Raw genomic sequence first — 24,363 nt, forward strand, 5'->3', positions numbered from 1 at the left:
TGCAAATAGCCGGTCGGAAATCGGAGGGCGCGCTGCCGCTGCCGTAGCGAGCGAGCTATTGAACGAGGGGTTTGGTGCCGCACTTTACGACTGCCTGGAACGGTTTGCTCTGGAAACCCACCTGCAATTTCCGCGCGACACATCGGTGCGAAATCCGGTTTGTGGAAGGCAGTTCATCGAAGAGACCAGAGCCCTCGCCCGAACCCATGAACATCTTGTCATCGACCTCTCCGGTGCCGGGGACCAGATCGCCGCGATCGCCTTTGCCATGGCGGATCTCGTGCTCATTCCCTTCCTCCCCCATCAGCCGGACGCCGCTCCGTTCGTAAGGACAATCGAGCTCCTCGACATACTGTCCTCCCACCGCTCGCAACCTCTGCGCCGTGCAGTTTTCCTCGCCAGCCACGACAGCATCAGTCCACGCGTGCATCTGGAGATTTCCGGCCAACTGATCCGCCGCGGCCTCGCAACATTCCCAGTGTCCTTCCAAGACCCGCCAGAGCAAGTCGTGGCAACCGGCAAAGTGCGATGCATCGATCACACTGAAGTCGCTGCCGAGAACGCCGCATCCTTCCTCAAGGCCGACATCGCACGCTTCACACAATACGCCCTCAACGCAGCCCTCCACCCAAACCACTCCACCACCTGCGCGCTGGCGGCCAGCTGATAAGGCTGTGGGCGCGTAAAAGTTACGGATCAAGCGCCTAAGTCCAGACCGCGCTACCTACTTCGCCACGGGAGTAGGAGGCACTTGCGCTACCTTCAGCCTGATTTCATTTTCGCCTAATATCGGGGTGATGCTTGTGGCATGCCGCCTGCCCACTCGTCGTCCACGAAGGTGATTGCAATGAAAAACGATTTGCCTTCCCGGTCGTCGCGCTCATGCATCCTGGCAAATCTTGCCGTTCAAACGCTTCTGTGCGCAGCGAGTATTCTAGTCCTCGCCCGAGAAGGCCATGCCGACCAACCCATGGAAAGGGTTGAAAGCATTCATTACGAAGTCGCACCGGATTATACATACAAGTTTACGATGGTCATCGACGACTTCGTGCAAAAGCAAGCGCAGATCAAGGATCTGTCGCAGTTTGCAATGACATATGACCCTGCCAGAACGTCGTTTCGTTTTATAAAAGGGTGGGTCGATGGACCCGACGGCGTTCGTCACGAACCGGCACCGGATGCCATATTCACCCGTCCAAGCGCCGCCTCGCGCGACGCACCGGGCTTCGTCTCCTCCGTGACGACGACGATTGTAATGCCAGCGGTGACAACCGGCAGCCATGTTCAATACGAGATCGAGGAGGTCATCTCCAAACCGTCCCTGATGGGCTTCAACGCGGCGGCATGGCTCGACCCGTTTCGAGACGCCAACGAGCAGGTGGTCATTGACATGCCTGCCGCACTTCCTTTCACCAGCGCCAGCCAGGGTGGTTTCGCAGTCTCCGACACGACGGCGAACGGCATTCGTCATATCGTGGCGGATGCCAGCGTGAGAAACGTGTCGGCCGGCGACAGAGAGCAGCACATGGCAGCTCTTCTGGAGTTCGAGCCGCTGTTTCTCGGCACCTCGCTGCGCAGTTACAACGAAGCCGGCGACATCTACTACCGCGTCAACAAGGGCAAGCCGGTTGTCACGGCAGAGATCGACGCGCTCGCCAAGAGTATCGTCGGAGATCGCAAGGGGCTCGACGCAGCACGCGCTATCTATGACTGGTGCGCCAAGAACATCCGCTATCTCGCCGTTTATATGAGCGATGACGACGGCTACGAATCGCATGACGCCGCGACCATCTTGAAAAACGGTTATGGCGATTGCAAAGACCACGTTACGTTGATGCAAGCCCTTCTTTCTGCAGAAGGCATCCGCTCCCAGCCGGCACTCATCGACTGGAGCAATCGGGCCAGACCACTTCCGCTCTGGTCGCCCTACGAGATCAATCACGCGATAATTTATCTGCCCGACTTCGATGTCTTCGCCAACCCGACCAGCCCCTTCACCCCGTTTGGTGTCCTCGATCAGGGACTGAGCGGCAAGCTCGCCATTGTCGCTGGCGAGCATTCCGAGGTGCGACGCACGCCTGAGATGACGCCGGAAACCGCGCAATTCGTCACCAAGGGCTCCATACGCATCAACGACGACGGAACCATCCTCGGCCAGGCGACCGCGACCATGTCACCCAGCATCGAAATGTCGCTCCGCTCGGCCCTGCAAAACCCCGATGAAAACAACCGCCGGATCGACCGCAAGCTCCGCAACACACCCGAAGGCGGCTTTGGCCGGCTTGTGACGAGCGGGCCGGAGGACATGGATCATCCTTTCAAACTCACGATGGACTGGCATAGTCCCCATGGCATGGACCCGACGGGTGGTGCGTTCGTGCTGCCATCGCCGCCGCTGTTCGACCCGATCGATGAGCTTCGATCGTTTCTCGACCGGAAGGGCAGGCGGGTTACGCCGATGGAGTTGCCCGTGCGTGATCTCAAATGGGCTTATAGCGTCGCCATGCCCGCCTCTTTCTGGATCGCTACTGCGCCCAGGGATGTCGATATCAGCAACGAAGTTGGGTCTTACAAGGCGATCTACCAACGCCAGGACGACTGCCTGGTCGTCCAACGTCAACTTGTCCTGAAGGCGAGAGAGCTCGAACCTTCCGCCTACGCCGATCTGGAGCGCCTTATCTATGCAGCGCAGAACGACTTTACAGCCATCGTGACGACAGGCGCCAGACAGATCGGATCTCCCGAGACGAGTGCAGACAGCTCCAAATGCCATCCTTGATCCGCTCCGTAATCTGATTGCTCCACCGCTTGCGCAGAACGCCACGAATCTGCAGCCAGTCACCCCGCAAATCAGGGCGCGCTGCGCTCTTCGCCCGCTTTCGTCCCGTCAGCCATTGTGTTTGCCGTTTCAATCCATACATGCTTGTGACTTGAACGGGACCAAAACAAGGGTTTGACGATGGCTGGACTGCTGAGACGACTGCTGCCGAAGCGATTTCGCAAGGAGGGGACGGTGATCCCCGTTGTTCGCCTCAGCGGTACGATCATGGCAGGTGGCAGCCCTTTCCGGCCAGCCCTCAATCTGGCCAGTGTGGGCCACGCTCTCGACAAGGCGTTTTCGATGAAGGCATCACCTGCGGTTGCCATTGTCCTCAACTCACCGGGTGGCTCGCCCGTCCAGTCGCGCATGGTCTACAATCGCATCCGCGACCTCGCGGTCGAAAAGAAGAAGAAGGTGCTCGTGTTCGTCGAGGATGTGGCTGCTTCCGGCGGCTACATGATTGCGCTCGCCGGCGACGAGATCATCGCTGACCCGACCTCGATTGTCGGATCTATCGGCGTTGTCTCCGGCGGCTTCGGTTTTCCCGAACTGCTGAAGAAGATCGGCGTCGAGCGGCGTGTCTACACCGCCGGCAGCAACAAGGTGATCCTCGATCCTTTCCAGCCGGAAAAGGAAAAAGACATCGACTACCTCAAGAGCCTGCAGCTTGAGATCCACACGATTTTCATCGACATGGTCCGCGAGCGCCGCGCCGGCCTGATCAAGGCGGACGATGATACGATCTTCTCCGGCCTGTTCTGGACGGGAACAAGGGGACTGGAGCTCGGCCTCATCGACGGCCTCGGCGAAATGCGCCAGGAGCTGAAGAAACGCTATGGCGAAAAAACGAAAATCGAGCTCGTCTCGTCGTCGCGTGGTCTGTTTGGAAGAAAGGCGCCAAGTATCGCCTTGCCCGGCCTTGACAGCATTGCCGCAGGTCTTGCATCCGGGCTTGCGGAAGCCGCAGAAGAAAAGGCACTATGGGGCCGATACGGATTATAACAACGGAACAGCCCCGGCATGGCGCAGCTCATTTTCATCATCGTTATCGGCAGCGTCTGCTGGCTGATCTACAAGCGCTTCATCAACGCGGCGCAGCGGCTGCAACAGCAGTCGCAGCGCCAGGAGCGCGAGCGCAGCACCGGCGCCATGGGCACGCTCGTCAAGGATCCGTTGACGGGCGAATACCGGCTGAAGAGGGACGAGGAATAGCGGGTCGCGGGATGCTAGTTCCGGATCAAACCTGCGAAATGCGTGCAGTGCCAAATGATTGACCAGGCTAGCTGCACCGCGAGTGCATCGCTAGCGCCGATGCCGGACCCGCGAAACCCAATCGGCTCCTGCATAGCTGATGCAGACTATTAGGATAGTGCGTGTTGGGTCGTCGACGGTGAAACAAACAACTGCTTTTTCAGAGGCCGGTATAGCGCGTAACCCGGGATAGATTTCGTCACGCACGGTGCCGATTTTCGGAAAGTCTGCGAGCGACGCAATGAAATTCACGATTTCATCTGTCTTTGCCAGTCCGACTGCAATGCCGGCATAGTCCGAAATCATCGAAACGGTCTCAAAAAGATCGTCTTCGACCGCCGGGTGCCTACGGATCGTATAGCGCATGGATGGCCTTACATGTTGTGTTGCGCGCTCAGCTTTTTCTTCACGCGCTCGGCCATGTCAGCGCCGTCCCACGGTAACCAGTCACCGACAGGCAAGGCCATCCGTCGCCGGATTTCATCTGTCAGTCCCACAGGATCTTCGGCGGAAGTTTCATTTTGAAGCATCATCCGGGCAATGCCAGCTTCCACCACGCTCGAGATCGACGGATAGATACCCTCCTCGACCAGTCGTTCTGCATAGCGCAAATAGTCTTCGGTAAGGGTAATCTCTGTCTTGACGTTCATTGTCCTTCTCCGATGAAGCCGGTGTTTCTCTATACTTGTTATCTTGACCCCTGTCCCCTCCCATGGCACCAGTCGCGCTTCTTACCGCAATTCGGATCCCCATCATGACGGCTGCAGCCATTCCCGATCACATGAACCCGAAGCGCTCGTTCCAGGCGCTGATCCTGACGTTGCATGCCTATTGGGCGGATAAGGGTTGTGCGGTCCTGCAGCCCTATGACATGGAAGTCGGCGCCGGTACCTTCCATCCCGCGACGACGTTGCGCGCGCTCGGTCCGAAGCCTTGGAAGGCAGCCTATGTGCAGCCGTCGCGCCGCCCGTCCGATGGCCGATACGGCGAAAACCCCAATCGCCTGCAGCACTATTACCAGTATCAGGTGATCCTCAAGCCGAACCCGCCGAACCTGCAGGAATTGTATCTCGGCTCGCTGGCCGCCATCGGTCTCGATCCGCTGCTGCACGACATCCGCTTCGTCGAGGACGATTGGGAAAGCCCGACGCTGGGCGCCTGGGGTCTCGGCTGGGAGTGCTGGTGCGATGGCATGGAAGTCTCGCAGTTCACGTACTTCCAGCAGATTTGCGGCATCGAATGCGCACCCGTCGCCGGCGAACTGACCTACGGTCTCGAGCGGCTGGCCATGTATGTGCAGGGCGTCGATAACGTCTACGACCTCAATTTCAACGGCCGCGAGGGCGACGAGAAGATCTCCTATGGAGACGTCTTCCTGCAGGCGGAGCAGGAGTATTCGCGCCACAATTTCGAGTTCGCCAACACCGAGATGCTGCATCGCCACTTCATCGACGCAGAGAAGGAGTGCCTGGCGCTTCTGGCATCAGGCGCGCCGGGCGAGGGCGACAAACGGGTCCTGCACAAATGCGTCTTCCCGGCCTATGACCAGTGCATCAAGGCCAGCCACGTGTTCAACCTGCTCGATGCGCGCGGCGTGATCTCGGTCACCGAGCGCCAGAGTTACATCCTGCGTGTGAGAACGCTCGCCAAGGCTTGCGGCGAGGCCTTCCTGCTGACCGATGCTGGCGGCGCCACCGTCATGCAGGCGGCCTGAACCGCTCGTAGATCGACCCTTAAATGACGCATGACATCGGCGCCGGGAACGCATAGGGTCCGACGCAATTCTCTGTCGTTCCGGGGGCTTGACGATGTACATTATTCTGGGCGTGGCTGTGCTGGCCGCGATCTATGTGATCTTTGTCTACAACGGTCTCGTGCGTGCCCGGCAGGTGGCCGAAGAAGCCTGGTCCGGCATCGACGTGCAGCTGAAGCGCCGCGCCGACCTGATCCCCAACCTGATCGAAACCGTGAAGGGCTATGCCACCCACGAAAAATCGACGCTGGAGGAGGTGGTCTCCCTGCGTAACCAGGCGCAGGCCGTGCCATCAGGCGATGTCGCCGCTCGCGGTGTCGCCGAAGGGCTGCTCGGGCAAGCTCTCGGCCGGGTCATGGCGCTGGCCGAAGCCTATCCCGACCTCAAGGCCAACCAGAATTTTGCCGAGCTGCAGGCCTCGCTGGAAACGATGGAGAGCGAGTTGCAAATGGCGCGGCGCTATTACAACGGCGCTGCCCGCGACCTGAACGTCAAGGTCGAGAGCTTCCCGAACAATCTCGTGGCCGGCCCCTTCGGTTTTGCCAAGCGTCCTTATTTCGAAGTCACCAACGAGGCCGACCGCGCCGTTCCCACAGTAAAATTCTAGATCTTTCCCCTTTCGGAATGGTTTTGCGACGGATATGGAGGCGATAGAACCTGTTGCCGGGTTACCGTTTCGTTGGCAGATGGAAGAGATTGACGATGGGCAGAGCGAAACTCACGATTATCCCGCCGGGCAAGCCGCTCACCGGTCGCGCCATGCCGCCGGGATCGAAGTCGATCACCAATCGCGCGCTGCTTCTGGCCGGCCTCGCCCAGGGCACAAGCCGGCTGACCGGCGCGCTGAAAAGCGACGACACCCGCTACATGGCCGGCGCCCTGCGCGCCATGGGCGTCAGCGTCGAGGAGCCGGATAACACGACTTTCATCGTCACCGGTACGGGTGTGTGGTCTGCGCCGGAAAAGCCGCTGTTTCTTGGAAATGCCGGCACTGCGACGCGCTTCCTGACGGCGGCGGTGGCAAGCGTTGCTGGAACCGTCGTCGTCGATGGCGACCAGCATATGCGTAAACGGCCTATAGGGCCGCTGGTCACCGCATTGAAATCACTCGGCATCGACGTTGAAGCTCCGACAGGATGTCCACCTGTGACAGTGCGTGGCAACGGCCATTTCGGCTCTGGCCGGGTGGAAGTCGATGCCGGCCTTTCCAGCCAATATGTCTCGGCATTGTTGATGGCTGCACCTCTGGCATCGCCGGGCGCAAACCAGCCCGTCACCGTAACCCTTGCAGGTGCAGACATCGGCGCGCGCGGCTATGTGGACCTGACCCTGGATGTAATGCAGGCTTACGGAGCCAAGGTTGAGCAGCGCGACGGCGTCTCCTGGACCATTCAACCGACCGGCTACACTGCAACTGATTTCCACATCGAGCCGGATGCTTCGGCCGCCACCTATCTCTGGGGCGCCGAGGTGCTCAGCGGCGGGGCCATTGACATCGGAACGCCGGCAGACGCGTTTACCCAGCCGGATGCCAAGGCGTACGCGGTGATCTCGGCGTTTCCGCATATGCCTGATGTCATCGACGGATCGCAGATGCAGGACGCTATCCCGACCATCGCCGTGCTGGCCGCTTTCAACGAGACGCCGGTGCGCTTCGTCGGCATCGCCAACCTGCGCGTCAAGGAATGCGATCGCATCCGCGCCCTGTCGACCGGCCTGAACGCCATCCGCGAAGGGCTGGCGACGGAGGAGGGCGACGACCTGATCGTTGCTGCCGATCCGAGCCTCGCCGGGCAGCGTCTGGAAGCGGAAATCGATACCTTTGCCGATCACCGCATTGCGATGAGCTTTGCGCTGGCTGGTCTTGTTATCGACGGGATTACCATTCTGGATCCCGATTGCGTTGCCAAGACATTCCCTGACTACTGGCAGGTGCTGGCATCGCTGGGGGTGACTTATACGGACGACGCCAGCTAGCGAAACCGTTTCGCGGCGCGCGCTACACTGGGTTCGGGGGAACGCATCGTGATACGGATTGCCGCACGTCTTTGTCTGCTGTGTCTTGGGCTGCTCGTTGCCGGGGCTGCATCGGCGCAGGAGGTCATCACCGCCTTCCAGCAGGCCATCATCCTCGACAAGGACGCCTCGATGCAGGTGACCGAGACAATCGGCGTCAATGCCGAGGGTCGCGATATCCGCCATGGCATTTTTCGCGATTTCCCGCTGACGTTCCAGGATGCGACCGGCAGGACAGCGACCGTCGATCTTACGGTTCAATCGGTTAGCCGCGATGGCAGCCCTGAGCAATGGCGCAGCGAGAGTATCGAAGGCGGCATCCGCATTTATATCGGGTCTGCCGACGTCACCCTCAGCCCCGGACGCCATGAATTTCAGCTCACCTACAAGACCAACCGCCAGACCCGCTATTTCGACGACCACGACGAGCTGTACTGGAACGTCACCGGTACCGGATGGGTGTTCCCGATCCTGCAGGCGTCGGCAACGGTCATGCTGCCCGAAGGTGTCAGGCCGCAGGGTCTCGATTTTGCCACCGGGCCGCTTGGATCAAAGGGCAGGAATGCCCGGGTCAGCGAGGACGGCAGCGATGTCGTTTTCGAGACCACCCGGCCGTTGGCGCCAAAGGAAGGCCTGACGATCGCCATCAAGCTGGCAAAGGGCGCCGTCGATGCTCCGAGCGTCGACCAGCAGCGCGCCTGGTTCCTGCGCGACAACAGCGACCTGATCATCGCCGGCATCGGCCTGTTGCTGGTGCTGGCGTACTATAGACGCAGCTGGGTCAAGGTTGGCCGCGACCCCGACCGCGGTGTCGTCGTACCCCGCTGGGATGCACCTGAAGGAACCTCGCCAGCCTTGGTCAACTATATAGACAATCGCGGCTTTTCCTCCGGCGGCTGGACCGCACTGTCCTCCGCCGCGCTCAATCTCGCCGTCAACGACTACGTCGTGCTGGAAGATCTTGACAGCAGCATCGTCATCCGCCGCACGGCCAAAACTGCAGCCGGCAAGCTCGATGCCGGCGAGCAGACGTTGCTGAACGCGATTGGCGGCAAGGACGACGCGCTGGTCATCGACAAGGCCCACGGCGAAAAGGTTCAGGCAACCGGCGAGGCGTTCCGCGACGCGATCGAGAAGGAACATCGCGACGCTTACTACAAGAGCAACGCGCTCTACACGTTCGGTGGCATCGTGCTGTCGCTGGTGGTGTTCGTCTGCATCGTCGTTTTCGGCCGGCTGCACGAAAATGCAATGCCGCTGATCATCGTGCCCGGCATGCTGTCGGTTTTCGGCGTCGCGGTCGCCGCCTTCATTGGAAGGTCGTTCCGTCCCAATGCAGGCACGGTGCGCAAGGTCTTCGCGGTACTGGTCTTTGCCTTCATCGCCTTTGTCGCCGTCTCTGTCGTCGCCATCCTCTTCGCTGCGCAGACCTCGTCGCCCGCCATCGTCGGCGACCTGCCGCTGACGGTCGCGATCATCGGCATCTTCGCTGCCAATTGCGTCTTCTTCTTCCTGATGGGCGCGCCGACTGCCCTCGGCGCCAGGGTGATGGATGGCATCGCCGGGCTCCGGCAGTACCTGACGCTCGCCGAAAAGGACCGGATGAACATGCAGGGCGCTCCGACCATGTCGCCGAAGCATTTCGAAACGCTGCTCCCCTATGCGGTGGCGCTCGGCGTCGAAAAGCCCTGGACTAAAAGCTTCGAGAGCTGGTTTGCCGCAGCCGCCATCGGCGGCGTTGCTTACGCGCCAGGCTGGTACGGCGGCAGCTTCGGTGCCGACAGCTTCTCAGACCGCATCGGCGGCTTCTCCTCATCGATGGCCTCGACCATAGCCTCGACGATCCCGGCTCCCGTCTCCACCTCCGACAGCGCCTTCTCCAGCAGCGGCGGTGGCAGCTCATCCGGCGGCGGCGGCGGCGGCGGCGGTGGAGGCGGGGGCGGTTGGTGAGTTGAGGGAGCGCGGCGAAGCCCAACCCCACGGCTTGACCTAGTTATGTATCATGGTATGATACGGTGAAATGGAAGCTGAATGGTAATTCTTTCGTTCAAGGATGGGTCGACGCGCGCCGTTGCTTCCGGCGTTGTGCCGAAAGGCTTTCCCGCCGACCTTGCGCGACGTGCTATTCGCAAGCTGACCATGATCGAATATGCCAACCAGCTTTCGGACCTACGTTCGCCGCCCGCAAATCATCTCGAGGCGTTGAAGGGAGATCGTGCCGGCCAGCATTCCATCCGCATCAACGATCAATGGCGGATTTGCTTCGTCTGGACCGATGCTGGCGTCGAAGATGTCGAAATTGTCGATTACCACTGAGGACGACGCAATGAAGCACATTCTCCCACCGGTGCATCCGGGTGAAATCCTTCGGGAGGAGTATCTGGCACCGCTTAAAATGAGCGCCGGTGCCCTCGCGCGCAAGCTGAACGTCCCGCGAACGCGCATCGAGCGTCTGGTCGCCGAGGAAACGCCGGTGACCATCGATACCGCGTTGCGGTTGGCCCGCTTTTTCGACACGACGCCGGAGTTTTGGATGAATATGCAAACTGGCTACGAACTGAAGCGCCAGGCGGAGGAAAAGAGAGCCGAGATCGCCGCTATCCCAGTCCTCCATGTCGCTTGAACATGGCCGGGTCATCGCTGATTTAAACGATTGCCTTGATGACTTTTGCTGCCGGGCTTGCTAAGCCCGCCGCAATCATTGGCAGCAACGCAAAGACCATTTCCCATGCCCGATCTCCTGCTTGAACTTCGCTCCGAGGAAATTCCGGCCCGCATGCAGCGCAAGGCCGCGGGAGACTTGAAGAAGCTTGTCACCGACGCACTGGTCGATGCTGGCCTGTCCTACGAGGGTGCGCGGGAATACTGGACGCCGCGGCGCCTGACGCTCGATATTCGCGGACTGACCGCGCGTTCCGCCGATGTCCGCGAGGAGCGCAAGGGACCGCGTCGCGATGCCAACGCCCAGGCGATCGAAGGTTTTCTGCGCGCCGCTGGGTTGTCGTCCATCAACGAAGCGCAGATTCAGAGCGATCCCAAGAAGGGCGAATTCTACGTCGCAATCATCGCCAGGCCCGGCCGCGCTGCCGAGGAGATCATTGCCGACGTCATGCCTGGCATCATCCGCAATTTCCCCTGGTCGAACCCGATGCGCTGGGGTGCCGCTTCTGCAAAGCCCGGCTCGCTGCGCTGGGTCCGCCCGCTGCAGTCGATCGTCTGTACCTTCGGCACTGAGCATGAAGGCACTGTCGTCATCCCGTTCGAGATCGACGGTATCGTCGCGTCCGACGTCACCTATGGCCACCGTTTCCACGCGCCCGCAGCGATCACCGTCAAGCGCTTCGACGACTATGTTGCCGGCCTGGAGAGAGCCAAGGTCATCCTCGACGCCGAGCGCCGCAAGGAAATCATCGCTGCCGATGCAGCAAACCTGGCCTTTGCCAGCGGACTGGAACTGGTCGACGATCCAGCCCTGCTCGAGGAGGTTTCCGGCCTCGTCGAATGGCCGCAGGTGCTGATGGGCGAGTTCGAGGCGGATTACCTGACGATCCCCTCCGAAATCATCCGCCTGACGATCAAAACCAACCAGAAGTGCTTCGTCACCCGTCCCCGGGGCAGCGAGACGCTTTCCAACAAGTTCGTGCTGATCGCCAATATCGAGGCCAGCGACGGTGGCGCGGAAATCATCCACGGCAATGGCAAGGTCGTGCGCGCCCGGCTATCCGACGCGCTGCACTTCTGGAAGCGGGACCAGGGCGATCTCCCCGACCTCAACACGCTTCAGGCGTCGGCTGCAAAATTCAATCTCGACCTCGGCAAGCCGCTCGACCAGCGCATGGCCAAGCTCGATGCCCTCAACGTCACCTTCCACGCCAAGCTCGGTAGCCAGGGCGAGCGCGTTGCGCGCATCCGCAAGCTCGCTGCAGCACTGGCAGCGGTGACCGGTGCCGATGCAGGCCTCGTAGACCGCGCCGTCGTGTTGGCAAAGGCCGACCTGCGCACCGAAGCCGTTGGCGAATTCCCGGAGTTGCAGGGGCTGATGGGCCGGAAATATGCGGCTCTCCAGGGCGAGGACCCGTCTGTCGCTGCTGCCATCGAAGATCACTGGAAGCCGAACGGCCCATCTGACCGGTTGCCGCAGGATAAGGTCGGACTGACCGTGGCGCTAGCCGACAAGCTCGACACGCTCGTCGGGTTCTGGGCGATCGACGAGAAGCCGACTGGCTCCAAGGACCCCTATGCCCTCCGCCGCGCAGCGCTCGGCGTCGTGCGTATCGTGCTCGAACAGCGCATCCGCCTGCCGATCATGCGCTATCTTAGCGACCACATGGCGATAGTCGATGAATCCGTCGAAATGGCCGGCCTCCGCCAGCAGATGCAGGAGCATCCGGACGGACTGATGAAGTTCGGCCACGCGAACGGCGAGCAGATGCTGGCGCGCGAGCGCGACCTGCTGTCGTTCTTCCATGACCGGCTGAAAGTCTATCTGCGCGATCAGGGCGCCCGCTACGATCTGATCGATGCGGTCCTGACACCAGAGACGGACGACCTGCTGATGGTGGCCCGCCGCGTCGAGGCCCTGACCTTCTTCATCACCTCCGAAGACGGCAAGAACCTGCTTGCCGGCACCAAGCGTGCAACCCAGTTGCTTGCGGCCGAGGAAAAAAAAGGTACCGTCGTCGCCGATGCCGTGACCCCGGCTTTGTTGACACTCGATGCCGAGAAGGATCTGTTTGCGGCCGTCGCCAAGGCCTCCGGGGAGGCGTCTTCCGCTATCGCCACGGAGGACTTCCGCTCGGCGATGACGGCATTGTCGACGCTGCGCCTGCCCGTCGACCGGTTCTTCACGGATGTCCTGGTCAACGACGAGGACGTTGCCGTGCGTGGCAACCGCCTGGCGCTGCTTCGCCTGATCCGCGAAGCCACTGGCACGGTTGCCGATTTCTCAAAGATATCCGGCTAGATTAACTATCGGCGGCCCCGGTGAGCCGCCGATCAGTACATAAAAATTTGCGTCTGGTTCCAGCGGCGGATGACTGGCTCCCCGAGGTCGTGCTCGTATCCGAGCACGCTGATGCTCGCCGTGTCGAGAACCAGCAGCGCGCCGCCTTCTGGCGGCAGGCCGATCCAGCGGGCGCTGAGCACACGCAGGAAATGGGCGCTGGAAAAGATCAGCACGCGGTCGTTTCGCGCCCGCAATGCGGCAATGATGCTGTCTGCCCGCGCACCGACATCGGCGGCAGCTTCGCCCTCAGGGGCGCCATCGCGAAACAGATGCCAGTCCGGACTTGTCTTCAGGATGTCCTTCGTCGTCACCCCTTCATAGGCACCGTAGTCCCATTCCGCCAGGTCCGCCTTGATCTCCCGCCGGTCACCAAAACCGGCGAGGGCGCAGGTGTTCGATGCGCGCATGGACGGGCTCGACCAGACGGCGTCGAAATGCTGGCCCTGCAGCCGGTCGGCCAGTTTCACGGCCGCTGCTTCGCCTGCTGCGGTCAGCGGAATGTCGGACCGGCCCGTATGCTGTCCGGAAAGGCTCCACGCCGTCTCGCCGTGCCGCACCAGGGTGATTTCAGGCCATGCACTGCTCATGTCGCTACCTTTCGCTCATCTGCGGCTGTCGCATCCGATAACCCCATATCGCGGCGGCGGTGCTGCCAAGTCAACTGCCGATAACGTGATGTGCGCGACAGGTCCACCGCAGGCAAAAACCGCCGGATCGCTCCGGCGGTTGTGGAAAGATCGTCGATTTTTCCGGGCATCAGGCAGCGCGGCGGGCCTGCTGCATGGTGGGGCGGCCATCGGAGATGCGGAAGCCGCGGATCAGGTCGAGCAGCTCCTCGGTGTCGCTGGCCAGCGTTTCGGCCGAAGCCGTGGTTTCTTCCGCCATGGCTGCGTTCTGCTGGGTGGCGGCGTCGAGCTGGTTCATGGCCGTTGAAATGGAGCGCAGCGTCGTATCCTGTTCGGAGGCGCTGTGGGCGATCTTCGAGACGATCTCGTTGGCCGCCTTGATCTGGCCGGAGATGCGCTTCAGCGCCTCGCCGGCGTCGCCGACCAGGCGCACGCCGTGCTCGACCTGCGTCGAGGACCGGGCGATCTGCTCCTTGATTTCCTTGGCGGCCGCTGCTGAGCGTTGCGCCAGTTCGCGGACCTCCTGGGCGACCACGGCAAAGCCCTTGCCGGCTTCACCGGCGCGTGCAGCCTCAACACCGGCATTGAGCGCCAGCAGGTTCGTCTGGAAGGCGATCTCGTCGATGACGCCGATGATCTTGCCGATCTCCGTGGACGACTGTTCGATGCCGCTCATGGCGCCGATCGCCTGTGCCACGACGCCATCGCTGCGCGAGGCCTCGACGCTGATGGTGTCGACGCGCTTGCTGGCCTCATGGGCGCCTTCCGCTGTCTGGCGGACGGCAACGGTGAGCTCATCGAGAGCCGCCGATGTTTCCTCGAGGCTGGCGGCCTGGCGTTCGGTACGCTGCGACAGTTCATTGGAGGCGCGGCGGATCTCTTCCTTCGAGACGCCGATGTCGTTGCCCTTGGAGTTGACGCGGCTCATCGCCGCCTCCAGATGCGACAGGGCTTCGTTGAAGTTGTTGCGCAGTCCGGCATAGCTGGCGCCGAGGTCGCCGCAGCGGATTGTCAGGTCGCCCTTCGCCAGTTGCTCGAGCGATTGGCCGATGGTCGCGACGACGCGTGCCTGCAAGTCGGCCTGGTCCTGCTGATGGCGAACGTTCTCCTGGCGCTCGGCACTGATCTGTCGTTCCTGGGCTTCCTGAAGTTCGGCCAGCGCATGCCGCTCGCGGATTTTCTGCTGCAGCGATTGTGTCGCCTTCGCCATCATGCCGACTTCGTTGTGCAGGCCGGTGTGCGGGATCGCAAGCGTAACGTTCTCGTCCGCGACGGCATTCAGTGCGCCGCGTACATCGGCCAGTGGCCCGGAGATGCTGCGGATCACATACAGTGCGGCAGCGATGGCGATCACGAAGACCGCAAGGCCGACCAGCAGCGTTTGCCAGATCGTCGCCCGTACCTGCGCTTCCAGGTCGTCCATGTAGACGCCGGTCGCAAGCGTGATGTGCCACGGCGCAAAGACCTTGGCATAGGCGCTCTTGCGGAAGAATGCATCGGCTGGCTGTTGCGGCTTGGGTCCGTAGAAATCGACGACGCCACCGCCGGCCTTTCCGACCTTGACGAGTTCGTCGCGATACATGTTGCCTTTCGGATCCGGCTTGCCCTTGTTGCTCAGCCCGACCTTGGAAGGATCGTAGTGGATTTTGAGGACGACGTCGTCGTCATAGCCGAAGAGGTATCCATCCGGTTCGAAACGGATATGCGAAAGCTCGTCGAATGCCTGCGCCTGCGCCTGCTCGTGCGTCAGCGTGCCGGCTTTTTCCCGATCGTAATATTGCTGGAGGATAGACAGCCCGGACTCGACCTGCGTGCGCAGCAGTGCGTAGCGCTCGTGGTAGATGGCTGCCGCAGAACTCTGGATTTGATAATAGGTGACGCCAGCAAAGGCGATCATCAGGCCGGTAACCAGCATCATCAGCTGGGTCGAAATTCGCAGGTTCTTCATCAGGCCTCGCAACGGAATAGGTTCGATTATCCCGGTGCGGTATCCTACCGCTTGATCCTGCGCCGTCGATCATGGCGCATCTGTTGCTGCTGAAGTCACATGCTGCTTCCGGTACGGCGAAGTTGCATCGCGTTCACCTAACAATGCTTTAAAGCTGTCCATATTTAGGGCTTTTATCGGCATTAACAGAGGTGATTGTCACCGTAACGGCGCATCCGAGAGTTTTCAGCCCCGAATGCTGCGAGAAACGGCGGTGAGGGCGAATATCTCTCGGCATCTGCGAAAAACAAAAATGCGCCCCTGCTTCTCTTCAGGGACGCATCTTTCTGCCTTTCGGCGCACCCCTATCGACTGGAGTTCGATGGGGAGGGGAATGAGCGGGCTACTGAAGGCGCAACTGGAAATCCGAGGTGTCGAGAGGCTTGGTCAGCGGCGTGGCTGCGGCGATCGCTGCCGTCATCGCACTGCGATCGATGCCGTCAGGCGATACCCCGGCTGCGGCCAGTGCTTCCGGCGACGCCTTACTGATGAATACGACCGGCGATCCGCCCAGCCAGGCTTCGGTGCGGACGACCTTCTGCTCGCCGTTGATCTGGCGCACCACGGTCGTCTGCGTCCCCACCGGCAGTTCGGGAACCACATAGCTTTTCTTGGCGACCGCCTGCTTGATCGGCGCGCAATCGACGCAGACCTTCGACTGGATGCTGTCGCCGCTGGTGCGCGTCGCGCCGTCGAGCGTCAGGAACGACGATGCAGATGCGGAGCCGCAGATCAGCATGGCTGAACTGCTGATCAAAACGAATGCTGCACTCAGGATCGTGGGACGCATGAAACTCTCCATCGGATACTGCGAAGAGATTAGCGCGCCTTTGTTTCCATCCGGTCAGCGGAATCGGTAAAACTTTATCGGAAACGCGGATTTGGGGTAGAAAAGGGCCGTCCAGTCAGGCCTTTTCGCGCTCGATTGCCCGCCAGCCGATATCGGTGCGGCTGAAGCCGTTGTCCCAGACCACCTGCTCTGAAAGCGAATAGGCGCGCTTCTGGGCCTCGCCGACGCTGCTGCCCAATGCCGTCACCCCGAGCACCCGGCCTCCGGTCGCCACCAGCACACCGTCCTTCAAAGCTGTCCCGGCATGAAACACCTTCGCACTGTCGCTGTCTGCGGGCAGGGCGGCGATGACGGAGTTTTTCGCATAAGTCCCGGGATACCCCTTCGAGGCCATGACGACGGTCAGCGCCGCATCGTCGCTCCATTCGGCGGTCACCTTGTCGAGCGTGCCGTTGGCGCAAGCGAGCAGCAGCGGCAGAAGATCGCTTCTCAGCCGCATCATCAGCACCTGGCATTCTGGATCGCCAAAGCGGACATTGTATTCGATCAGTTCCGGCCCCTTGGCGGTGATCATCAGGCCGGCAAAGAACACGCCGGAAAACGGCATGCCACTTTCGGCCATGCCGCGCATCGTCGGCTCGATGATCTCCTTCATCGTCCGCTCGATCAACTCGGGCGTCATCACTGCGGCTGGCGAGTAGGCTCCCATGCCGCCGGTGTTCGGGCCGGTATCGCCGTCGCCGACGCGCTTGTGGTCCTGGGCGGTGGCCAGCGCCAAAGCGTGAGTTCCGTCGCTGAGGCAGAAGAAGCTTGCTTCCTCGCCATCGAGAAAGGCTTCGACGACGACTTCCGCACCCGCCGACCCGAAGGCGCCGTCGAAACAGTCGTCGACAGCAGCAATCGCCTCGTCCAGCGTCATCGCCACGGTGACGCCCTTGCCGGCAGCAAGACCATCGGCCTTGACGACGATGGGCGCGCCCTCGGCGAGAATATAGGCCTTCGCCTTGCCGGCATCGTCGAAACGCTGGTAGGCGCCGGTCGGGATATTGTAGCGGGCGCAGATGTCCTTGGTGAAACCCTTGGAACCCTCGAGCTGCGCAGCAGCAGCGGACGGGCCGAAGACGGCGATGCCGGCCTCGCGCAAGCGGTCGCCAAGCCCCGCAACCAGCGGCGCCTCGGGGCCAACGACGACAAAATCGATGGCTTCCGAGAGGCAGAAGGCGGCAACGGCGTCGTTGTCTTCGGTATCGACGGCCACCAGCGTTGCATGCTCGGCGATGCCGGGATTGCCGGGAGCGGCGTAAAGCTTGGTCAGCAGCGGCGATTGCGCCAGCTTCCAGGCCAGCGCATGCTCGCGTCCGCCCGATCCGATCAACAGAACTTTCATCGCCTGCCCCTTTGTTGCCAGAACTTGGCGGTTAAGCAGCCCTGCCGCAAAGGTCAAGCGGCAATTCCTGTGGAGTCCACCAGAAGCACCGACTGAGATCATTGCCTTGCCGCTTTCTCGGACTATGGTCGCCGCAATCAGACGCAACGCAGAGATCCCCATGGCCGCAGACATCCGCTCCATCGCAGCAATCATTTCCGCCGAGATCAATGCCCGGCCTGAGCAGGTGGTTTCGGCGGTCGGCCTTCTCGACGAGGGCTCGACGGTGCCGTTCATCGCCCGCTACCGCAAGGAAGTGACCGGCGGGCTGGATGACGGGCAGTTGCGGACGCTGGCCGAGCGGCTCGTCTACCTGCGCGAGCTCGAGGCACGGCGCGCCTCGATCAGCGACAGCATCACCAGCCAGGGCAAGATGACCGACGAGCTGCAGCGCAAGATCGCAGGCGTAACCACGAAGGCCGAGCTCGAGGATATCTACCTGCCGTTCAAGCAGAAGCGCCGCACCCGCGCCGAGATCGCCCGCGAGCGCGGTCTAGGGCCATTGGCGGAGGCAATCCTGAAGGATCGCAGCCGTGAACCCGCGCAGCTTGCCGAGGGCTATGTCGCCAACGAGGTGACCGATGTGAAGATGGCGCTCGAGGGTGCCCGCGACATCATTGCCGAGGGCATCGCCGAAAATGCCGATCTCCTGAAGACCTTGCGCGCCCATATGCGTCAGAATGCCCAGCTGCGCGCCAAGGTCGTCGATGGCAAGCAGGAGGCCGGCGCGAAGTTCTCCGACTATTTCGATCACACCGAGCGCTGGGCAACGGCTCCCGGCCATCGGGCTCTCGCCATGCTGCGCGGCTGGAACGAGGAGATGCTGACGCTGACGATCGAGATCGACGCCGATCTTGCGTCACCCTTCAAGCCGGTCGAGCGGATGATCGCCACGGCCTACGAGATCGGCGCCCAGAAGCCCGGCGACCGCTGGCTGATGGAGGTCGCAAGCTGGACATGGCGCGTCAAACTGTCGATGTCGCTGTCGCTCGACCTGATGCGCGAGCTGCGTGAACGGGCCGAGCAGGAGGCGATCCACGTATTTGCGCGCAATCTCAAGGACCTGCTGCTCGCAGCACCCGCCGGCGCTCGCGCCACCATGGGTCTCGACCCCGGCATCCGCACGGGCGTCAAGGTTGCCGTCATCGATGCCACCGGCAAGCTGCTCGAGACCGCCACCGTCTATCCCTTCCAGCCGCGCAACGATGTGCGCGGTACGCTGGCGACGCTCGCCGCGCTGGCAGTCAAGCACAAGGTCGAGCTGATCTCGATCGGCAATGGCACCGGCAGCCGGGAAACCGAAAAGCTGGTGAGCGACATGCTGCTCGAATTGCCCGGCGCCAAGCCTACCAAGGTCATCGTTTCCGAAGCGGGCGCCTCGATCTATTCGGCATCGGAAGCGGCAGCCCTGGAGTTCCCGAATCTCGACGTGACGTTGCGCGGCGCAGTATCGATTGCCCGGCGGCTGCAGGATCCGCTGGCCGAACTGGTCAAGATCGAGCCGAAATCGATCGGCGTCGGCCAGTACCAGCATGATGTCGACCAGCAGAAGCTGTCGCGCTCGCTGGATGCCGTCGTCGAGGATGCAGTGAATGCCGTCGGTGTCGATCTCAACACGGCCTCGGCGCCGCTGCTTGCCCGCGTTTCAGGCCTTGGTGCGGCGATTGCAGAATCCATCGTCCGCCACCGCGACGAGGCCGGACGTTTCGAAACCCGGCGCGATCTCCTGAAGGTCGCGCGGCTTGGGCCCCGGGCCTTCGAGCAATGCGCCGGCTTCCTGCGCATCACCGGCGGCAAGGAGCCGCTCGACGCCTCCTCGGTGCATCCGGAAGCCTATGGCGTCGCCAAGAAGATTGTCGCCGCCTGCGGTCGCGACCTGCGCAGCTTGATGGGTGACAGCGCCGCGCTGAAGGCGGTCGATCCACGCGCCTTCGTCGATGAACGCTTCGGCCTGCCGACCGTGCGCGATATCTTGGCCGAGCTCGAAAAACCCGGCCGTGACCCGCGCCCGAGCTTCAAGACGGCAACCTTTGCCGAGGGTGTCAACGAAATCAGCGACCTAAAGCCAGGCATGATGCTGGAGGGCACTGTTACCAATGTCGCGGCCTTCGGCGCCTTCGTCGATATCGGCGTACACCAGGACGGTCTGGTTCACGTCTCGCAGCTGGCGGACCGTTTCGTGAAGGATCCTCATGAGGTGGTGAAGGCCGGCGACGTCGTGAAAGTCCGCGTCGTCGACATCGATGCCAAGCGCAAGCGCATCGCCCTCAGCATGCGCAAGGACGCCGGCGATGACGCCGCGCCACCGGCCCGGGAGAACCGTAGCGGTCCCGAAACGCGGGTGATGCCCGCAAAGCAGCAGGGCAATCGCCCGGCACCGCAGACGCAGGGCAGCTTCGGCGCGGCGCTCGCCGATGCGCTCAAGCGAAAATAGTCACTTAGCTTATATATTTGCAAGAATGTCACACTGCGGCAATGTTCGTGCCGGAGTGCCTGTACCGCCGTTCGTAAGCTTGCCAGACTATCTTGAGGGGATAATGTTTCCTGATTGTCTGTCATATGATTGCGAGGCGTCATGGCGTCGTCACTGCTTGCTCTTGTCACCAAAATTATCCGCAAAGGCTCCCTTCAGATCACGCTCTCCAACGGCGAGACGCATCTGCTCGGTGATGGCACCGGCCAGACAGTTGCGGTGCGCACCGCCGACCGCGAGGCGGAGGACGCCATCGCCACAGATCCGACGCTGAAGCTCGGCGAAATGTTCATGGAAGGCCGGTTCATCCTCGAACAGGGCGACATCTATGATTTCCTGTCGCTGGTGAAGCTCAACACCACGGACGAGTTGTTCGATCTCAAGATCGCCATGAAGCTGATCGGCCGCATTGCCTGGCAGCAGCTGAAGAGCCGCCTGCCGGTCAACCGCAGCAAGCACAATGTCGCCCACCACTACGATCTCTCGGCCAAGCTTTTCGACCTCTTCCTCGACGAGGACTGGCAGTATTCCTGCGCCTATTTCGAGCCGCCGGGCATCGGTCTCGACGAAGCCCAGCTCGCCAAGAAGCGCCATATCGCTGCCAAGCTGCGGCTCGAGCCCGGTCAGTCCGTGCTCGAGATCGGCTCCGGCTGGGGTGGAATGGGGATGTACCTGGCGGAATCGACGGAGAATGTCGATTTCACCGGCATCACGCTCAGCGAGGAGCAGCTTAAGGTGTCGCGCGCGCGCGCTGCAAAGCGCGGCCTTTCCGACCGGGTGCGTTTCGAACTGCAGGATTATCGCTACCTCAGCGGACGCAAGTTCGACCGCATCGTCTCGGTGGGCATGTTCGAGCATGTCGGCATCGGCAATTATCGCAAGTTCTTCAGCAAGGTCTCCGAGTTGCTCGCCGATGACGGGGTGATGGTGCTCCATTCCATCGGTCGCCCGAGGCCAAGCTTCTCCACCAACGCCTTCATCGAGAGATACATCTTTCCCGGCGGCTATATCCCGTCTCTGGCCGAGACGACGCCGGCTCTGGAAAAGGCCAACCTGCTGGTCAAGGACATCGAAATCCTGCCGATGCATTACGCCTATACGCTGCGTCACTGGCGAGAACGTTTCATCGCCCGCAAGGAGGAAGCCGTCGCCCTCTATGACGAGAAATTCTTCCGGATGTGGGAGTTCTACCTGGCAGGTTCGGAGATGGCCTTCCGCTGGGAGCAGCTTTTCATCTTCCAGATCCAGATCGCCAAGGACCAGTTCGCGGTTCCCGACAACCGGAATTACATTGCCGAAAACGAGGCTAGGCTGAAGGAATTCGAAGCTCGCCGCGCACCGTTGGAAAAGGTCGTGTTCTGATCCCCGCGTCCTTGCCATGACTGTCTGCGGGCGAACAGGGTCGGCGCTTGGTTAAGCAAGTGGTAATGCGATCCGGATAAGTTTAGGCATTCCGGGCTCTTGCCTTTGTATTGCGTAGTAGGATTTCCCATGGCCAAGACCTCGAGTCTGCTGATTTCGTTTGGATTTTTTGCGACAATGGCAGGGGCCGCCACGGCTGGCGACGGTCGTGCCTGGTGGTCCGGCGATTGGTATGTCAGCGTCGGCGCTGCCGGCTTCGTCGGTCCCAAATTCGAGGGCGCCAAGCACAACAAGTTACAGTTTTCGCCGCTGATCTCCTTCGGCAAGCAAGGACCTGCGCCGCGATTTACCTCGCGCAACGACAATCCGGCTTTTGCATTGCTCGATACCGGGACATTTCGGGCCGGCATCGTCGGCAAGTTTGTGCCGAGCCGGGATTCGAGCGACGGGCGTGAACTGCGCGGGCTGAAGGATGTCAAATGGGGCGCAGAGGCCGGTGGCTTCGTCGAGGTCTACCCGACCGACTGGATCCGCGCCCGTGCCGAAGTGCGCCAGGGTATCCGCGCCCATAACGGCATCGTTGCCGATGTGGCGGTTGATGCCTTCACCGACATCGCCCCTGATCTGCGGCTCTCCGGTGGACCGAGGGCAACCTTCGCGACGGCGAACTATTTCGATACCTATTACGGTGTCGACGGCAAGGAATCGGCGGCCAGCGGGCTCGATCGCTACAATCCCGGCGGCGGCCTGAAATCCGTCGGTGTCGGCGGTGCGCTGACCTGGCAGGCAACCAAGAATTTGAGCACCAGCTCCTTCGTGGAATACCAGCGGCTGAAGGGTCCTGCAGCCGACAGCAGCCTGGTGCGTGAACGCGGCGACAAAAACCAACTCGTCATCGGCCTGTCCGCCACCTACCGCTTCGGCTTCACGCTGAACTGATAAGGCGCCCGTCGGAACAGTTCGGCGAAAGTGCTTGGCAGTTTTGCGTCTGGAAGTGCGTGAGAGCAGATAGGTCCAACATTTTCGCATTTCCGTGAAACGCTGAAATGTTCTAGACATTTCCCATGAGCAACAGCCACGATTTCCGCGACCGAGTCGCCGATGCGCCATCCGATAACTTCGTCTACAGGGCATTGCCGCCTTGGCTGTGGCCCTATGCCCAGCTGGCACGCTGGGACCGGCCGATCGGCTGGCAGCTGCTGCTATGGCCGTGCTTCTGGTCGGTGACCTTGGCCGCCAATGCCGCCTTGACGCTGGGCGAGTTCGTCGGTCCGCTGCTGTTCTACCATCTCATCCTCTATTTCATCGGCGCGGTGGCGATGCGCGGTGCCGGCTGCACGTTCAACGATCTCATCGATCACGATATCGATGCTTCCGTGGCGCGCACCCGCTCGCGGCCTTTGCCGTCAGGCCGTGTCAGCCGCAAGCAGGCAAAGATATTCATTGCATTGCAGGCTCTCGTCGGACTGTTCGTTCTCCTGCAGTTCAACTGGTTCTGTGTGGGCCTCGGCTTGCTGTCGCTGGGACTGGTGGCGGTGTACCCCTTTGCCAAGCGCTTTACCGACTGGCCGCAGTTCTTCCTCGGGCTTGCCTTTTCCTGGGGCGCGCTGATGGGCTGGGCCGGCATCTTCGGCAGCCTGTCGCTGCCGCCGATCCTGCTCTACATCGCCGCTATTCTCTGGACCATTGGCTACGACACCATCTATGCCCATCAGGACAAGGAGGACGACGAACTGATCGGCGTCCGCTCGACGGCGCGACTGTTCGGCGAAAAGACGAAGGTATGGCTCGTGGGCCTCTATGGCGCGGCGCTGGTGCTGATGTTCCTTGCCTTCGCGCTGGCCGGCGCAGGTCTCATCGCATTTCTTGGCCTTGTCATCGCCGGCGGCATGTTTGCCTACCAGATCGTCGTCCTCGATATCGAAGACGCGCCACAGTGCCTGATCCTGTTCCGCTCGAACGGCAGGGTGGGCGCCATCATCTTTGCCGGCTTGCTGTTGTCCATGGCGCTTTCCACCCCCGGATAAAACGCAAAACCCGGCGCAGGCGCCGGGTTTCAGGGGAGGGGGACTTGATCCTCAGTCGCGGGCGATGATCTCGCGACCGGCGATCTTGAGTGTGACGCCCATCTTGCCCGATATGCGACGAACCAGGAAGCGGGGGCGTCTGTCGGCAAAGAACGAATGGCGGCGGCGCGGCTGGGTTTCGTTGGTACGCACACCGCCGAGATGATCTTCGAGCAGGCGAGCGACGCCATCCGCTTCGACCATCATCATCGGGATATTGAAGGCTTCGGACCATGTGCGCCAGTCGGCAGCGATGTCGCTGAGATCATGGGCGACGAGCAGCGGGATGCAGAGATCCGGATCGTCATGGTGCAGTTCGAGCGTCACGGTCACTTCGCCGTCGCCATGGTCGATGGCCCGGGCGGCAACGCCCTTGAAGGCGCGCTTCGGCAGGGCAATCGAAAGCGGCAGTCCGCTCGATGGCAGCACCTTGCGCAGCACGGCACCGCGGGAGTCGATGGTGATCGTCACGTCGCCGGTAGCACCGCGCATGGCATAGCTGACATGCTGCGGGAAGCGGTTTGGATCGAGCCGCAGTGTCGTTCCGGCCCAGACAGGCTTAAGGACGGTATTGGTCATCGTTTTCTACCCTTGTCTTATCATGAGAGCCGGTTTTCCGGTCTTCTTGACGGAGAACTTTCGCCCTCTCGATGACCCGAGACTAGGCGCACCCCCTTCCAGACAGCTTAAAAATTGCGGTTAAGAAAAGTTTGCGTCGTCAAATGGTTAGCAAAAACGAAGTCGCCAGGGTTTCCATAATATGAATATGTGCCGATGCGCGTCGTGC

The 24,363-nt window shown here is 61.5% G+C and carries 22 protein-coding genes; 15 read left to right on the forward strand and 7 right to left on the reverse strand.

What is annotated here, in order from left to right:
- Positions 1-58: 58 nt before the first annotated feature.
- From J5289_RS06105 to J5289_RS06120, 4 genes are all read left to right on the forward strand, one after another.
- On the forward strand, positions 59-667 hold the full coding sequence (locus tag J5289_RS06105) for a hypothetical protein (protein WP_209206717.1): 609 nt from the start codon (positions 59-61) through the stop codon (positions 665-667).
- A gap of 303 nt (positions 668-970) precedes the next feature.
- A complete protein-coding gene (locus tag J5289_RS06110) occupies positions 971-2,779 on the forward strand; it encodes a DUF3857 domain-containing protein (RefSeq protein ID WP_209182962.1) in 1,809 nt (602 codons plus the stop codon).
- Positions 2,780-2,959: 180 nt separating this feature from the next.
- Positions 2,960-3,823, forward strand: coding sequence for a S49 family peptidase (locus J5289_RS06115; RefSeq protein ID WP_209182963.1), 864 nt, complete (start codon positions 2,960-2,962; stop codon positions 3,821-3,823).
- 18 nt (positions 3,824-3,841) lie between these two features.
- Positions 3,842-4,033, forward strand: coding sequence for a hypothetical protein (locus J5289_RS06120; protein ID WP_142824147.1), 192 nt, complete (start codon positions 3,842-3,844; stop codon positions 4,031-4,033).
- 90 nt (positions 4,034-4,123) lie between these two features.
- Here the strand turns inward: J5289_RS06120 and J5289_RS06125 are convergent, their stop codons facing one another.
- Together J5289_RS06125 and J5289_RS06130 are read right to left on the reverse strand one after the other, a co-directional pair.
- A complete protein-coding gene (locus tag J5289_RS06125; protein WP_142829223.1) occupies positions 4,124-4,438 on the reverse strand; it encodes a type II toxin-antitoxin system RelE/ParE family toxin in 315 nt (104 codons plus the stop codon).
- 8 nt (positions 4,439-4,446) lie between these two features.
- Positions 4,447-4,722: a hypothetical protein gene (locus J5289_RS06130; RefSeq protein ID WP_142824148.1), complete on the reverse strand. Its 276-nt coding sequence runs from the start codon at positions 4,720-4,722 to the stop codon at positions 4,447-4,449.
- 104 nt (positions 4,723-4,826) lie between these two features.
- Here J5289_RS06130 and J5289_RS06135 point away from each other — a divergent pair, with 104 nt between their 5' ends.
- The 7 genes from J5289_RS06135 (at position 4,827) to glyS (ending at position 12,804) form a co-directional block, all read left to right on the forward strand.
- Complete coding sequence (locus J5289_RS06135; RefSeq protein WP_209182964.1) at positions 4,827-5,786, forward strand: glycine--tRNA ligase subunit alpha; 960 nt, start codon at positions 4,827-4,829, stop codon at positions 5,784-5,786.
- A gap of 94 nt (positions 5,787-5,880) precedes the next feature.
- On the forward strand, positions 5,881-6,432 hold the full coding sequence (locus J5289_RS06140; RefSeq protein ID WP_209182965.1) for a LemA family protein: 552 nt from the start codon (positions 5,881-5,883) through the stop codon (positions 6,430-6,432).
- Positions 6,433-6,527: 95 nt separating this feature from the next.
- Positions 6,528-7,802, forward strand: coding sequence for a 3-phosphoshikimate 1-carboxyvinyltransferase (locus tag J5289_RS06145; protein WP_209182966.1), 1,275 nt, complete (start codon positions 6,528-6,530; stop codon positions 7,800-7,802).
- A 48-nt stretch (positions 7,803-7,850) separates the two neighbouring features.
- Positions 7,851-9,791, forward strand: coding sequence for a DUF2207 domain-containing protein (locus tag J5289_RS06150; RefSeq protein ID WP_374108239.1), 1,941 nt, complete (start codon positions 7,851-7,853; stop codon positions 9,789-9,791).
- Between the two features lie 81 nt (positions 9,792-9,872).
- Entirely contained in the window at positions 9,873-10,157 is a 285-nt protein-coding gene (locus J5289_RS06155) for a type II toxin-antitoxin system RelE/ParE family toxin (RefSeq protein ID WP_209182967.1), read from the forward strand.
- A 10-nt stretch (positions 10,158-10,167) separates the two neighbouring features.
- A complete protein-coding gene (locus tag J5289_RS06160) occupies positions 10,168-10,464 on the forward strand; it encodes a HigA family addiction module antitoxin (RefSeq protein WP_209182968.1) in 297 nt (98 codons plus the stop codon).
- 105 nt (positions 10,465-10,569) lie between these two features.
- The gene (glyS, locus tag J5289_RS06165; protein ID WP_209206715.1) at positions 10,570-12,804 is read left to right on the forward strand and encodes a glycine--tRNA ligase subunit beta; all 2,235 of its coding nucleotides are present in this window, start codon (positions 10,570-10,572) and stop codon (positions 12,802-12,804) included.
- 32 nt (positions 12,805-12,836) lie between these two features.
- Here the strand turns inward: glyS and J5289_RS06170 are convergent, their stop codons facing one another.
- From J5289_RS06170 to purD, 4 genes are all read right to left on the reverse strand, one after another.
- Complete coding sequence (locus J5289_RS06170) at positions 12,837-13,433, reverse strand: histidine phosphatase family protein (RefSeq protein ID WP_142824153.1); 597 nt, start codon at positions 13,431-13,433, stop codon at positions 12,837-12,839.
- A gap of 169 nt (positions 13,434-13,602) precedes the next feature.
- Entirely contained in the window at positions 13,603-15,420 is a 1,818-nt protein-coding gene (locus J5289_RS06175; protein ID WP_209182970.1) for a methyl-accepting chemotaxis protein, read from the reverse strand.
- 382 nt (positions 15,421-15,802) lie between these two features.
- Entirely contained in the window at positions 15,803-16,249 is a 447-nt protein-coding gene (locus tag J5289_RS06180) for a plant virulence effector HPE1-like domain-containing protein (protein WP_209206713.1), read from the reverse strand.
- Positions 16,250-16,364: 115 nt separating this feature from the next.
- The gene (gene purD, locus J5289_RS06185) at positions 16,365-17,636 is read right to left on the reverse strand and encodes a phosphoribosylamine--glycine ligase (RefSeq protein WP_209182972.1); all 1,272 of its coding nucleotides are present in this window, start codon (positions 17,634-17,636) and stop codon (positions 16,365-16,367) included.
- A gap of 160 nt (positions 17,637-17,796) precedes the next feature.
- Here purD and J5289_RS06190 point away from each other — a divergent pair, with 160 nt between their 5' ends.
- The 4 genes from J5289_RS06190 to ubiA all read left to right on the forward strand — a co-directional run bounded on the left by J5289_RS06190 (position 17,797) and on the right by ubiA (position 23,537).
- Positions 17,797-20,109, forward strand: coding sequence for a Tex family protein (locus J5289_RS06190; RefSeq protein ID WP_209182973.1), 2,313 nt, complete (start codon positions 17,797-17,799; stop codon positions 20,107-20,109).
- Positions 20,110-20,250: 141 nt separating this feature from the next.
- The gene (locus tag J5289_RS06195; protein ID WP_209182974.1) at positions 20,251-21,510 is read left to right on the forward strand and encodes a cyclopropane-fatty-acyl-phospholipid synthase family protein; all 1,260 of its coding nucleotides are present in this window, start codon (positions 20,251-20,253) and stop codon (positions 21,508-21,510) included.
- Positions 21,511-21,639: 129 nt separating this feature from the next.
- Positions 21,640-22,449, forward strand: a complete 810-nt coding sequence (locus J5289_RS06200) for a MipA/OmpV family protein (RefSeq protein WP_209182975.1) — start codon at positions 21,640-21,642, stop codon at positions 22,447-22,449.
- Positions 22,450-22,574: 125 nt separating this feature from the next.
- A complete protein-coding gene (gene ubiA / locus J5289_RS06205) occupies positions 22,575-23,537 on the forward strand; it encodes a 4-hydroxybenzoate octaprenyltransferase (RefSeq protein WP_209182976.1) in 963 nt (320 codons plus the stop codon).
- 51 nt (positions 23,538-23,588) lie between these two features.
- Here ubiA and J5289_RS06210 read toward each other — a convergent pair whose 3' ends face one another.
- Positions 23,589-24,155, reverse strand: a complete 567-nt coding sequence (locus J5289_RS06210; protein ID WP_111217689.1) for a DUF6101 family protein — start codon at positions 24,153-24,155, stop codon at positions 23,589-23,591.
- Positions 24,156-24,363 lie beyond the last annotated feature (208 nt).

The organism is Rhizobium sp. B230/85 (assembly GCF_019355735.1).
In the GTDB taxonomy this organism is placed as follows: Bacteria; Pseudomonadota; Alphaproteobacteria; order Rhizobiales; family Rhizobiaceae; genus Rhizobium; species Rhizobium rhododendri.